This is a genomic window from Streptacidiphilus sp. BW17 (assembly GCF_041262485.1).
Lineage (GTDB): Bacteria > Actinomycetota > Actinomycetes > Streptomycetales > Streptomycetaceae > Streptacidiphilus.
In genome coordinates, this window is the sequence record NZ_JBGCCR010000006.1 from 36,364 (window position 1) to 49,256 (window position 12,893).

12 protein-coding genes are annotated in these 12,893 nt (G+C 72.2%); 9 read left to right on the forward strand and 3 right to left on the reverse strand.

All coding sequences use genetic code 11. The annotated features are described in order from the left end of the window. Positions 1-61 precede the first annotated feature (61 nt). From ABH940_RS09460 to ABH940_RS09475, 4 genes are all read left to right on the forward strand, one after another. Positions 62-1,084, forward strand: coding sequence for an ABC transporter substrate-binding protein (locus ABH940_RS09460; RefSeq protein ID WP_370068408.1), 1,023 nt, complete (start codon positions 62-64; stop codon positions 1,082-1,084). A gap of 81 nt (positions 1,085-1,165) precedes the next feature. Beyond that, positions 1,166-2,242: a LacI family DNA-binding transcriptional regulator gene (locus tag ABH940_RS09465; protein ID WP_370105042.1), complete on the forward strand. Its 1,077-nt coding sequence runs from the start codon at positions 1,166-1,168 to the stop codon at positions 2,240-2,242. Positions 2,243-2,302: 60 nt separating this feature from the next. Beyond that, entirely contained in the window at positions 2,303-3,052 is a 750-nt protein-coding gene (locus tag ABH940_RS09470; RefSeq protein ID WP_370068412.1) for an alpha/beta hydrolase, read from the forward strand. Between the two features lie 10 nt (positions 3,053-3,062). After that, positions 3,063-3,560: a PaaI family thioesterase gene (locus ABH940_RS09475; RefSeq protein ID WP_370068667.1), complete on the forward strand. Its 498-nt coding sequence runs from the start codon at positions 3,063-3,065 to the stop codon at positions 3,558-3,560. Between the two features lie 18 nt (positions 3,561-3,578). On the opposite strand, the gene ABH940_RS09480 is transcribed toward ABH940_RS09475, so the two are convergent. Further along, positions 3,579-4,115: a hypothetical protein gene (locus ABH940_RS09480; protein WP_370068414.1), complete on the reverse strand. Its 537-nt coding sequence runs from the start codon at positions 4,113-4,115 to the stop codon at positions 3,579-3,581. A 167-nt stretch (positions 4,116-4,282) separates the two neighbouring features. Between ABH940_RS09480 and ABH940_RS09485 the strand changes: the two genes are divergently transcribed. Next, positions 4,283-4,660 carry a YrdB family protein gene (locus ABH940_RS09485; RefSeq protein ID WP_370105043.1) on the forward strand — a complete coding sequence of 126 codons (378 nt, stop codon included), beginning with the start codon at positions 4,283-4,285 and terminating at the stop codon, positions 4,658-4,660. Positions 4,661-4,731: 71 nt separating this feature from the next. Here the strand turns inward: ABH940_RS09485 and ABH940_RS09490 are convergent, their stop codons facing one another. Together ABH940_RS09490 and ABH940_RS09495 are read right to left on the reverse strand one after the other, a co-directional pair. Further along, entirely contained in the window at positions 4,732-6,501 is a 1,770-nt protein-coding gene (locus ABH940_RS09490; RefSeq protein ID WP_370105044.1) for an AMP-binding protein, read from the reverse strand. A 343-nt stretch (positions 6,502-6,844) separates the two neighbouring features. Continuing rightward, positions 6,845-7,123 carry an HPr family phosphocarrier protein gene (locus ABH940_RS09495; RefSeq protein WP_370068420.1) on the reverse strand — a complete coding sequence of 93 codons (279 nt, stop codon included), beginning with the start codon at positions 7,121-7,123 and terminating at the stop codon, positions 6,845-6,847. Positions 7,124-7,383: 260 nt separating this feature from the next. On the opposite strand from ABH940_RS09495, the gene ABH940_RS09500 reads away from it, so the two are divergent. From ABH940_RS09500 to ABH940_RS09515, 4 genes are all read left to right on the forward strand, one after another. Further along, positions 7,384-10,158, forward strand: a complete 2,775-nt coding sequence (locus ABH940_RS09500) for a GNAT family N-acetyltransferase (RefSeq protein WP_370068669.1) — start codon at positions 7,384-7,386, stop codon at positions 10,156-10,158. A 22-nt stretch (positions 10,159-10,180) separates the two neighbouring features. After that, positions 10,181-10,780, forward strand: a complete 600-nt coding sequence (locus tag ABH940_RS09505) for a DUF5998 family protein (RefSeq protein WP_370068422.1) — start codon at positions 10,181-10,183, stop codon at positions 10,778-10,780. Between the two features lie 270 nt (positions 10,781-11,050). Next, a complete protein-coding gene (locus ABH940_RS09510; protein WP_370068424.1) occupies positions 11,051-12,223 on the forward strand; it encodes an alkaline phosphatase family protein in 1,173 nt (390 codons plus the stop codon). Beyond that, a complete protein-coding gene (locus tag ABH940_RS09515) occupies positions 12,216-12,875 on the forward strand; it encodes a thymidine kinase (protein WP_370068426.1) in 660 nt (219 codons plus the stop codon). Before ABH940_RS09510 ends, ABH940_RS09515 begins: the two co-directional genes overlap by 8 nt. Positions 12,876-12,893 lie beyond the last annotated feature (18 nt).

The window sequence follows — 12,893 nt, forward strand, 5'->3', positions numbered from 1 at the left end:
CACAACCACCATCACCCTCAACACCGGCGAGTGAAAGAGAAACGCCCACGGGAGGTTCCTCATGCGCAGACCGTCCGCGAAACTGATCGGCTGTGGTGCCGTGCTGGCTCTGGTCACCGCGACCGCCGCCTGCAGCAGCTCCGGGTCGTCGTCCGGCTCGTCGTCCGGAGGGAGTTCGGGTGGCACCGGTGCCAACTCCGGCGCGGGAAAGACCATGGAGCTGATCACCGGGGTCAAGAGCGACCCCTTCTACATCACCATGTCCTGTGCCGCCCAGCAGGAGGCCACCAGGCTCGGCGTGAAGCTGACCGTGGACGGCTCCGCCCAGTGGGACGTCTCGGTCCAGCGGCCGATCCTGGACTCCGTCGCCGCGACCCACCCCGACGGCCTGCTGATCTCGCCGGTCGACAGCACCGCGCTGACCCCGTCCCTGCAGCAGATCCAGGGCTCGGGCACCAAGGTGGTGCTGGTCGACACCTCGGTGACCGACCCGTCCGTCGGCGTCTCCCGGATCTCCTCCGACAACGAGGCGGGCGGGCGTCAGGCCGCCGACGCGCTGGCCCAGTTGATGGGGAACAAGGGATCGGCGATCGTGATCAGCGTCAAGCCGGGCGTCTCCACCACCGATGCCCGGATCAAGGGCTTCACCGAGGAGATGCAGGCCAAGCACCCGCAGATCACGCTGCTTCCGGTGCTCTACGACAACGACCTGCCGGCCACCGCGGCCTCGCAGATCCAGTCGACGCTCGCGGCCCACCCGGACCTCGGCGGCGTCTTCGCCGGGAACACCAACACCGCGCAGGGGATCTCCACTGGTCTCCAGGCCGCGGGCAAGCAGGGGAAGGTCAAGGTCGCCGCCTTCGACGCCGAGCCGGACGAGGTCACCGCGCTGAAGAACGGCACACTCGACGTACTGGTCGCGCAGAACCCGGCACAGATCGGCACCCAGGGCGTCGACCAGGCGCTGGCGGCGATCGAAGGAAAGCCGGTCCAGTCGTCGATCGCCACGACCATGGTGGCGATCACCCGAGCCACCATGAACGATCCTTCGTCCAGCAAGTACTTCTACAAGTCGGCATGCTGACGGGCGCTTCCCGCTCGCTTTTCCCGCTCACTTGCTCGTTCGCTCACCGGATGTCGTCGGCCCTGAAGGAGAGGGACATCCATGACGCAGGCACCCGGGCGGCGCCCGACGATGCGGGACGTCGCCCGGGAGGCGGGCGTCAGCCCGATGACCGTCTCCCGGGTCCTCTCGGCCGAGCCGGGCGTCTCGGCCGAGAAGGCGGCAAGCGTGGAGCGGGCGGTGCGGCGGCTCGGTTACCGCCGTAACGACCTCGCCCGGATGCTGCGCCGCAAGGGCGCGGGCAGCCGCACCATCGGGCTGGTCGTCGACGATCTGGCCAACCCCTTCTACGCGTTGATGGCCCGTTCGGTCGAGGACGCGGCCTACCGGCAGGGTTATGTGGTGCTGGTCGGCAGCACCAACGACGACCGCAGGCGGGAGCGCGAGGTGATCGCCGCCTTCTGCTCCCGCCAGGTGGACGGCCTGATCCTGGTCCCCACCTGCGGCAGCCACGGCTTCCTCCGGCCCTGGACCGAGACCGGCACCCGGGTGGTCTGCCTCGACCGGCCCGCGCGCGGGCTCGACGTGGACACCGTGACGGTGGACAACCGCGCGGGCGCCCGCGGCGCGGTGGAGCACCTGCTCGACCACGGTCACCGCCGGATCGCCTACCTCGGCGACCGCCTTGACATCTGGACCCAGCGGGAGCGCCATCTCGGCTACCGCGAGGCGCTGGCCGCACGCGGCGTCGCGGCCGTCCCCGAACTCCTCCGCCACGGCCTGCGCTCCCGCACGGAGGCGGCGTCGGCGGTGGCGGCGATGCTCGCGGCGGACGGTCCGCCGACGGCGATCTTCGCAACAAACGGTCTGATCAGCGCGGGCGCGCTGGACGCCGTCCGCGCGGGAGCTGGAGCGGGCGCAGGCGCAGGCGGGAGCGCAGGCGACGGCGCTCCGGGCGCAGGTGACGACCCGGCGATCGTCGGCTTCGACGACCTTCCGTTTGCTGATCGACTCGATCAACCGCTCACCGTGGTCAACCAGGACCCCGCCGCGATCGGCGGCACGGGCGCGGCCCTGCTCTTCGCCCGCATCGAGGGGGACCGCTCCGCACCACGCTCGGTCGTCCTGCTCACCCGCCTCATCCCCCGCGGCTCAGGGGAACGCCCGCCGCTGGCGTGAGCCGTCGTTAGCATGCTGATCAGTGGGATCGACTGAGCGACTGAGATGAGCAGGTAAGTGATGCCAGAGGTACTGAAGGCTCTGCCGTACGGGGCTGGGGATCTGCTGCTCGACGTCCACCGGCCGAACGCGGCGCCGACCGGGACCGTGCTGCTCTGGCACGGGAGCGGTGCACAGGAGCGCGACGTGCTCGGAGCGTTGGCCCAGCAGGCCGCCGCGCGCGGGCTGCTGGTCCTGGTACCGGACTGGCGTCCGGACGCGGAGGACGCGGGCTGGTCCGACCTGCGCGCGTCGGCCGCTTTCCTGCGGCAGCGGGCGGGCGAGTGGGGCGGCGATCCGGAGCACGCGGTACTGGCGGGTTGGTCGCTGGGCGCCCGCGCCGCGATGGCGACCGTCCTTCGGCCCGCCGACGCCTTTGACGGGTGGCGTCCCGCCGCCGTCGTCGGGATCGCCGGCAACTACCTGACCTCGCACGACCCCCGGATGGGCCCGCCCGCCGTCGAGGATCTGGAGACCACCACGCAGCCCGCACTACCGGTCCACCTCGTCCACGGACGCGCGGACCCCGTCGTGGGCGTTCGCAACGCACGTGCGTTCCATGCCGCGTTGGAGCGGCACGCCTGGCCGGTCGCCTACGCCGAGACCGAGACCGACCACGCGGGTGTGGTGATGACCGAGTTCGTCCCGGAGTTGGGCCGATGCCGCCCGGTCCAGGAGGGGCACGCCTTCGCCGCGGGCCTGGCCACAGCCGACGCACTGGCGCTGGCGGCCTCGAGTCCTTCCGGCAGGGGTGCGTCGACGGCATCCTGATGCCATGTCGATCACGTCACAGTCGTCTGAGCAGCAGTCGTCCGAGCCTCAGCTGTCCAAGCAGCATCCGTCCGAGCCTCAGCCGTCCGCATCGCTCTCCCTCGACCTCGCCGAGAAACTGCTCGCCGACAACTTCGCGCCGTGGGTGCTGGATCTGGGCCTGCGCGTGGAGAGCGTCGGTGGGCGCGAGGCGGTGCTGCGACTGCCGTGGTCGGACCGGCTCGCGCGGGAAGGCGGTGGGATGTCGGGGCAGGCCTTGATGGCTGCCGCCGACACCGCCACGGTCGTCGCCGTCGCGGCGGCGCGCGGCGGCTTCGTGCCGATGACGACCGTCCAGTTGTCGACCTCGTTCCAGCGCGCGGTCGTCGGCGCGGACGTGCTCGTGCACGCTCGGATCACCAAGCTCGGCCGCTCCCTTGCCTTTGCGGACATCGTGATGGCCGCAGACGGGGCCCCCTCAGACAGTCCGGCAGCCCAGGCCACCGCCGTCTACGCGCTGCTCGGCTGAACGCCCGTCCGCCTGGCGCTACTTCTTCTCGTCGGGTCCCTGGCGGCGGACCTCCTGGACGTGGCGCAGCGCGTCGCGCAGGTCCGTCAACCAGGTCTCGGTGTTCTCGCCGACCTGGCGGACGCACCAGGCCAGCGCCTCGCTGCGGCTGCGGGCGACGCCGCCGGCCACGAGCGTGTCCAGCACCTGCCGTTCCGGCTGCCGCAGCCGGGTCATCGCGGGGACGGCGAGGTGGGTGAACATCACCCGCCGGCCCTCGTGCAGCGCGCCCCAGGACACCTTCTTGCCGAAGCGCTCCTCCGCCGCGCGGGCCACCCGCATCCGCTCGCCGCGCGTGCGCTCGCGGTAGTCGCTGATCGGGTCGGACAGGTCGTCCCCACTGTCCCCGCCGTCCTCACCGTCTCCAACGGCACCGCCATCGGCCGGGATCGGGCCGACGACCGTGATCTCCTCACGGTCGACCACCACGACCGGCGTCTCCTCGAACAGTCCCTCGGGCAGATGGGCCGCGAACCACTCCGCGACCGACTCCCCGGTCTTGCCGAAGCCTGTCATGGATCCAGGATTACACCATTACACGCTTACCGGAAGCGTTCGGAGGAGCGGCCGTACAACCCTTGCCCTTGACGGCGCACCTGAGGCCTGCGCACACTGTTCTTGTTAGAGAGCGCTGCTCTCGAAAGAGAGCGAAGGTCGCACATTCCGTCCGTGAGGAGCACGTGATGCTTGCCAAGCCTCTGTACCTGGTGAACGCGGCACTGGCCTTCGCCGTCGAGCTGGTCGCGCTCGGGGCGTTGCTCTGGTGGGGTTTCCACACCGGCACCGGGCTGGCGCTGCACCTGCTGCTCGGGCTCGGCGCGCCGGTGCTCACGGGCTGGCTGTGGGGGATGTTCCTGGCGCCCCGGGCGAGCCACCCCTTGCCGGTGGGCGTGACGTCGGCCGCCAAGCTGACGGTCTTCGTGGCGTCGGCCGTCGCGGCCTACGCGGTCGGGGCGCACGCTTTCGCGGTTGTCTACACCGTCGTGGCCGTCCTCAACACCGCTTATGTGACGGCCAACCGTGAGGCGATCACGCGCCGGCTCGCAGGTGCGCGCGACTGAGGCGGAGCGGCTCGGGCGCCGTCCGTCGCAGCCGCGCGTCCATGCACACGCGGTGTGGTCGGGGTGCAGGCTCAGCCCGTGAAGTCCTCCTCCCAGAACTCCAGCTCGCCACGCGCCGGTGCCTCCGGGCCGCCGTGCAGGTCGGCCTCACGGCCGCGCAGTTCGACGCGGCGGATCTTGCCCGAGACGGTCTTCGGCAGTTCGGCGAACTCCAGGCGGCGGACCCGCTTGTAGGGCGCGAGCCGCTCCCGCGCGAAGGCGAGCACCGAGCCGGCCGTCTCCCGGTCCGCGGTCGCGCCCGGAACCAGCACGACGAACGCCTTGGGAACCGACAGCCGGACCGGGTCCGGCGAGGGGACCACGGCCGCCTCCGCGACGCTGGGGTGCTCGATCAGCACGCTCTCCAGCTCGAACGGCGAGATCCGGTAGTCCGAAGACTTGAAGACGTCGTCCGTGCGACCCACATAGGTCAAGTAGCCGTCCGCGTCCCGGAATGCCACATCGCCGGTGTGGTAGAAGCCGCCGGCGGTCGCCTCCGCCTGGCGCTCGGGGTCCTGCTGATACCCCGTCATCAGGCCCAGCGGGGAGCTGTCCAGAGGCAGACAGAGCTCTCCCTCCGCGCCGGGCTCGGTGACCACCGCGCCGCTGACGGCGTCGACCAGGGCCACCTCGTAGCCGGGGAGCGGCACGCCCATCGAGCCGGGCTTGACCGGGAACTGCGGCGGGTTGCCCACCTGGGCCGTGGTCTCGGTCTGCCCGAAGCCGTCGCGCAGGGTCACCCCCCAGGCCTCCTGCACCCGTTCGATGATCTCCGGGTTCAACGGCTCGCCCGCGCCGACGAGTTCACGCAGTGACGGCTGCCAGTCGGAGAGCTTCTCCAGCACCAGCATCCGCCAGACCGTCGGCGGGGCGCAGAACGAGGTCACCTCGCAGCGGACCAAGGTGTCCAGCAACGGCCGCGCGGAGAAGCGTGGCTGATTGACAATCAGGATCTCCGCTCCGGCGTTCCAGGGCGCGAAGAAGTTGCTCCAGGCGTGCTTGGCCCAACCCGGCGAGGAGACGTTGAGGTGGACGTCGCCGGGCCGCAGACCGATCCAGTACATCGTCGACAGGTGGCCCACGGGGTAGGAGCGGTGGGTGTGTTGGACCAGCTTGGGGCGGCTGGTGGTGCCCGAGGTGAAGTAGAGCAGCAGCGGGTCGTCGGCCCGGGTGGGGCCGTCGGGGACGAAACCCTCGGTGGGCAGCCGGTGGTCGGCCGACTCGGCGTAGCGGAGCCAGCCGGGCACCTGCGCGCCCACCGCGATCCGGGTCCAGTCGCCATCGATGCCCGCAAAGCCACCGGTGAGGCCGGACTCGGCGATGACATGGCGGACGTCGCCGCGCGCCACGCGGTCCGCGAGGTCCTCGGGCGCGAGCAGCGTGCTGGCCGGGATGACGACCGCGCCGAGCTTGATCGCCGCCAGCATCACCTCCCACAGCGCCACCTGGTTGCCGAGCAGCAGCAGGATCCGGTCGCCGCGCCGGACGCCCAGGCCCCGCAGCCAGTCGGCCACCTGGTCGGAGCGGTCGCTGAGTTGAGCGAACGTCAGGGCAGTCTCGGCGACCGTCGAGCCGTCCGGGGCGAGGTCGACCACGCGCAGCGCGACGGACCGGTTCTCGCCGCCCTCGGGCCTGGCCTCACGGTCGAACCAGTCGAGCGCCCAGTTGAAGTACTCGGCCTGCGGACGCGGGAAGCGGCGTGCGCCGTCAAGGTCGCCCCGGTGCCGCAGCAGATGGTCGCGCGCCGCGCGGAACTCCGCGTAGGCCCGCTCGGGGCTCTCGGGCGTGCCTGTCTGGTCCATCGCGGTCTCCTCCAAGGGGATCCAAGGTGAATCCGGTGCAGCCGACGACGAAGGCGCGGGGTGGGACCGCAGTTCGCCGGGGCCCCACGTTGTTCCACGTTCCACGGGTCGTGCCCCGTCCGGACCACACCGTTCCAGCCGTCCTGAAGCTGGTCAAGGAGGCGACGCGGCCCGGGAGGAGAGAGGCGACGCGGCCCGGGATCGGAGAGGTGGCGCGGCCCGGGACGGAGAGGTCGTGCGGCCCGGGATCCGGCCGGGGGAGGGGCCCGGCTGACGCACGGGGGCCGCGCCGCTTCGGGGGAAGGAAGCGGCGCGGCCCCGGGGGAGAAGTACTGCGGTTCGATCAGGCGGGGGGAAGCTCGTCCAGTCCCTCGGAGACCAGCTTCGCCAGGCGGTCCAGCGCGGCGTCGGCGCCGTCGGCGTCCGAGGCGAGCACGACCTCCTCGCCGGCCTGGGCGCCCAGACCGAGCAGCGCCAGCATGGACGCGGCGTTGACAGGGTCGCCGCCGTTCTTGGCGATGGTGACGGGCACGCCGACCGAGCCCGCGGCGCGGACGAAGACGGAGGCGGGACGGGCGTGCAGGCCCTCGGGCCAGCCGATGGGGACGCGGCGCTCAGCCATGGTGCGTGCCTTTCGCGAAGTGCGCGGATCTTTCTGGACAATTCAGGATATTCAGCGGGGTTGATCCTGCGTTGTCTAGACCATTCTCGCACGGCCTCCGACGGCATCGGGACGCTCCCACGTGCGTCGCCGGGCCGACGTTCGGAAATCCGTGCGACGCACGCCCGGCCGGGTGCCCGGCGGACGGCTAATCTGGCCTGGTGAGCGAGAGCGCGCCCGCCGCTGCGGGACCGGGCCACGACATCCACGCCGACCAGGCCCTGGCCGAGGACCGACCCGGTTACCCGGCCCACTGGGAGGCCGACATCGTGCTGCGGGACGGCGGCACCGCGCGCATCAGGCCTATCGTCCCCGCCGACGCCGACCGGCTGGTCGCCTTCTACCAGCACGTCTCCGACCGGTCGAAGTACTACCGCTTCTTCGCCCCGTATCCGCGCCTCTCCGCGCGGGACGTGCGGCACTTCACCCACCACGACTTCGTCGACCGGGTCGGCCTGGCCGCGCTGGTGCGCGACGAGTTCATCGCCACCGTCCGCTACGACCGGATCGACGCCCAGGGCCGGCCCTCCGGCTCCGGTACCGACGCCGAGGTCGCCTTCCTGGTCCAGGACGCCCACCAGGGACGCGGCGTGGCGTCCGCGCTGCTGGAGCACATCGCCGCGTCCGCACGCGAACGCGGCATCCGGCGCTTCATCGCGGAGGTGCTGCCGGAGAACCGGAAGATGGCGAAGGTCTTCACCGAGGCCGGGTACGTCCAGCACCGCAGCTTCACCGACGGAGTGCTCCACTACAAGCTGGACCTGGAGCCGACGGAGGACTCCCTCGCCGTCATGCGCGCTCGTGAGCACCGTGCCGAGGCACGATCGATGCAGCGGCTGCTCAGGCCGCGATCGGTCGCCGTGATCGGCGCCGGACGCAACCCGGTCGGCGTCGGACGCACGGTTCTTCGCAACCTGATCGACGCCGGTTTCACCGGTCGGCTGGATGCGATCAATCGATCGCCCGGCGTGATCGAACTCGACGGCGTGCCCGTGCACGCCTCGATCGCCGACGTGCCCGAGCCCGTCGACCTCGCCGTCATCGCGGTCCCGGCCGAGCAGGTGCCTGACGTCGTCGCGGACTGCGGCGCGGCCGGGGTGCGCGGGCTGGTGGTGATCACCGCGGGATACGCGGAGACCGGCGTCGACGGCCGCGCCCGGCAGCGCGAACTGGTGCGCCAGGCACGCGCAGCCGGTATGCGGGTCCTCGGCCCCAACGCGTTCGGGCTGATCAACACGGATCCGTCGGTGCGGCTGGACGCCTCGCTGGCCCCGGCGCTTCCCGACCACGGTCCGCTGGGGATCTTCACCCAGTCCGGCGCGATCGGCGCGGCCCTGCTGGAGGCCGCTCACCGGCGCGGAATCGGCATCTCCTCCTTCGCCTCCGTCGGCAACCGCGCGGACATCTCGGGCAACGACCTGCTCCAGTACTTCGAGGAGGACGACGCGACCGGCGTGGCCCTGCTCTACCTGGAGTCCTTCGGCAATCCGCGCAAGTTCAGCCGACTGGCGCGGCGGGTCGCCGCCCGCAAGCCGCTGGTCGTGGTCAAGGGCGGCCGGGACACCCGCAGCATCCCTGCCGGACACGCGGGCGCGGTCACGCGCATGGCCGACAGCACCGTCGACACGCTCTTCCAGCAGGCGGGCGTGATCCGGGTCGACACCATCACCGAGCTCTACGACACCGCCGATCTGCTGGCCCATCAGCCGATCCCGCCCGGCAACCGGATCGCCATCGTCGGCAACTCGGACTCCGTCGGCCTGCTCACCCACGACGCCGCGCTCAGCGCCGGGCTGCGACCGCTGCTGCCGCACGACCTCACCACCAGCGCCACGCCGGACGACTTCCGCCGCGGCCTGCGCGCGGCGGTCGACCGACCGGACAGCGACGCGGTGGTCGCCGTCGTGATCCCGCCTATCGGCGTGGGCGGCTTCCCCCGCTTCCCCGGCTCGGGCCTGCTCGCCAACGGCCACCGCGACGGTTCCGCCCTGGAGCTCGACACGGCCCCCTTCGCGGCCGCCCTCGCCGACGCCGCCGTGCTGGCCCGCGCGGCGGGCAAGCCGATGGTGATCGTCCACCTGGCGATGCCGGAACTGATCGACGAGGTCAACGCGCTGACCGTGGCACGGGCGCAAGGGGAGGCGGAGGCGGAGGTTCAGGCACAGGCCCGCGCACAGGCACAGGCACAGGCGGAGGTTCGGGCACAGGCGCACGCGCAGGCGGGTGCAAGTGCGGGTGCGGAAGAGTCGGCGACGGCGTCGCCGACGGCCGACGCCGAGGCGAGCGGCGCGGCGACCGGCGTGCTCCCGCATCTGCAGCGCGTGCCCGGCTATGCGCGCCCGGAGCGGGCGGTGCGCGCCTTCGCGCACGCCACCTTCTACGCGGCCTGGCGCGTCGAGGCCACCGCCCCGCGGACTTTCCCCGACTTCGAGGACCTGGCCGAGCAGCGCGCCGAGGAGATCGTCGCCGGCGCACTCGCCGACCGTCACGAGGCCCGACTCGACGCCGCGACCACCGCCGAACTGCTCGCCTGCTACGGCGTGCGCCTGGACGCACCGGCCGCCCCGCACCCCGCCGATCGGCCGGAGTACCCCGTCACCGAGGACGGTGCGGTCGAGACGACGATCTCCGCCAGCGTCGACCCGGCCGTCGGCGCGATCCTCTCCTTCGGCCTGGCCGGGGTCGCCTCCGAACTGCTGGGCGACGTGGCCCACCGCCTGATTCCGGCCACCGACGCCGAGGTCGCCTCCCTGGTCAGGGGGATCAAGGCGGCCCCGTTGCTGTTCGGCTGGCGCGGGTCCGAGCCGGTCGACACGGGCGCCCTGGAGGAACTGCTGCTCAGGATCTCGCAGCTGGTGGACGACCTGCCCGAGGTGGCCTCCCTCACCCTCGCCCCGGTGAGCGTCGCGTCGCGTGGCCTGCGGGTGCTGGGGGCGGAGGTCCGGCTGGCCCGGCTGCCCGCACGGACCGATCTGGGACCGCGCGCGCTGGCGTGAGAGTGCCCCGGATCGTGCCAGGATGGTAGCTATGGCGAAGACGGGAACGACCACCACCCAGGGGCTGCGCTCCGCGATCGAGCGCAGCGGCTACTACCCGACCCTCGTGTCCGAGGCCGTCGAGGCGGCGGTGGGCAGCGAGAGTGTCGACGCCTTCCTGGTCCACCAGGAGACCACCTTCGACGCCAACGAGGTGCGCCGCCACGTCACCGTGCTGGTGCTGACCGGGACCCGGTTCATCGTCAGCCACACCGACGAGCAGGGCGCCGACGACACCTCGCCCGTGCCGTACGCGACGACCTCGACGGAGAGCGTGAAGATCGGCCGGATCTCGTCGGTCGTGGTCAGCCGGGTCGTGGCCAACCCCGAGAAGTACACGCGCGGGCAGCTGCCGCGCGAGGTGGTGCTGACCATCGGATGGGGCGCCGTCTCCCGGATCGACCTGGAGCCCGCCGCCTGCGGCGACCCGAACTGTGACGCCGACCACGGCTACACCGGCTCCACCACCGCCGACGACCTCTCGCTCCGGGTCAGCGAGGCGGGCGACGGCCCGGAGACGGTGGCCCAGGCGCTGGCCTTCGCCCAGGCCCTGTCCGAGACGACGGCCCGGACGCCGGAGTAGCCGCCGGCCACGCCCGGCCCCGGATCGCGATCGGGAAGCGTTTCCGCAGCGCGCAGGCAGCGCCCGCAGGCAGCGCCCGCAGGCAGCGCCCGGAGGCAGGCGCGCGGCGGCACCATGCGACCAGGCAGCGCGCGGATGCGGCGGCAGAGACCGAGTGCGTACGGCCGACGGTGCGTGACCGGTGCGCGATGAGCGCAGGCCTGCGTCTCCCTTCGGCCTGCCTCGGTTAGGGTCACTACGCAACACTCGGCGCACGCACAGAAAAGACTGATGACTCTCCCTCACACCGCCGCCCCCGTCCCCGCCTACGGCACGGCGTCGCTCTCCGACGTGCTCCCGGCCGTCGCCGCGGGCCTCGGCCTGACCGCCGCCGACGGCGTCCCCGCGACCGGGCTGGTGCTGCCGCCCGCCGACCGGGTCTGCGTGTTCCTGGTCGACGGCCTCGGCTGGGAGCTGATCCGCAGCCACCCCGACGATGCGCCGTTCCTGACCTCGCTGCTGTCGACCTCGCTGGCGGGCAGCGGACGCCCGCTCACCGCCGGGTTCCCCTCGACGACCGCGACCAGCCTGGCGTCCTTCGGGACCGGCCGCCCCCCGGGCGAGCACGGACTGGCCGGGTACCTGGTGCGGATCCCGGGTGAGCGGCGGCTGATGAACCAGCTGCGCTGGATGCCGCATCAGACGCCGCGCACCTGGCAGCCGTATCCCACCGTCTTCGGGCGCACCCATGCCATGGGCGTCTCGACCTGCCAAGTCTCCTCGCCGTTGTTCGAGTTCACCCCGCTGACCGAGGTGGCGTTGTCGGGCGGCCAGTTCCTCGGGCGGCTGACCGGCGAGGAGCGGATGGACCTGGCCGCAGAGCGGCTCGCCGCCGCCGACCGGGCTCTGGTCTACACGTACTACAGCGAGCTCGACGGCATGGGTCACCGGCACGGTGTCCACTCCGACGCCTGGCGTGGACAGCTGATGGCCGTCGACCGCCTCGCCCAGCGGCTCGCCGAGCAGTTGCCGCCGCGCTCGGCGCTCTACATCACCGCCGACCACGGCATGGTCGACATCGCCCCCGAGGCGCGCATCGACTTCGACGCGCCCGAGCAGGAGGACCTGCGCGCGGGCGTGCTGCTGCTCGGCGGCGAGGGCCGGGCCCGTCACGTCTACGCCAAGCCGGGCGCGGAGGCCGACGTCCACGCCGCCTGGCGGGAGCGGCTCGGCGACCGCTTCTGGATCGCCACCCGCGAGGAGGCCGTGGCGGCGGGCTGGTTCGGGCCGGTGGTCGAGGAGCGCGTGCTGGGCCGGATCGGCGACGTGGTCGCGGTCGCGGCCGACGACACCGCGGTGATCGCGACCCGCCGCGAGCCGGGCGAGTCGGCGATGGTCGGTCTGCACGGGTCGATGCACCCGGCGGAGCAGTTGGTGCCGCTGCTGGAGGTGCGTCGTGGCTGAACTGGTCTTCTTCAGCGGGACCATGGACTGCGGCAAGTCGACGCTGGCGCTGCAGATGGACCACAACCACCAGGCGCGCGGCCGTCGCGGGATAATCTTCACCCGCAACGACCGCGCCGGCGCGGCGATCCTCTCCAGCCGACTGGGCCTCAGTACCGAGGCCGTCGAGGTCGACGACGCGCTCGACTTCCACGCCCACGTGGTGAGGCTGCTCTCCGCCGGCGCCCGGATCGACTACCTGATCTGCGACGAGGCCCAGTTCTTCCGCGCCGAGCAGGTGGACCAGTTGGCCCGGATCGCGGACGACCTCGCCATCGACGTCTTCACCTTCGGCATCACCACGGACTTCCGCACCCGGCTCTTCCCGGGCTCGGCCCGGCTGATCGAGCTGGCGGACCGGGTCGAGGTGCTCCAGGTCGAGGCGCTGTGCTGGTGCGGCTCGCGGGCCACGCACAACGCCCGGACCGTCGGCGGCGTGATGGTCGTCGAGGGCGCCCAGGTGGTCGTCGGCGATGTCGCCGTCACCGAGGACCAGGTCGGCTACGAGGTCCTCTGCCGTCGCCACCACCGCAAGCGGATGACCGCCGCGACCGCCCGCGCGGGCGCGCTCTCCCCGGACGTGCTCCCTTTCGAGGGCACGTCGGGGCGCTGAGCGCCGATTCCTGAGGGC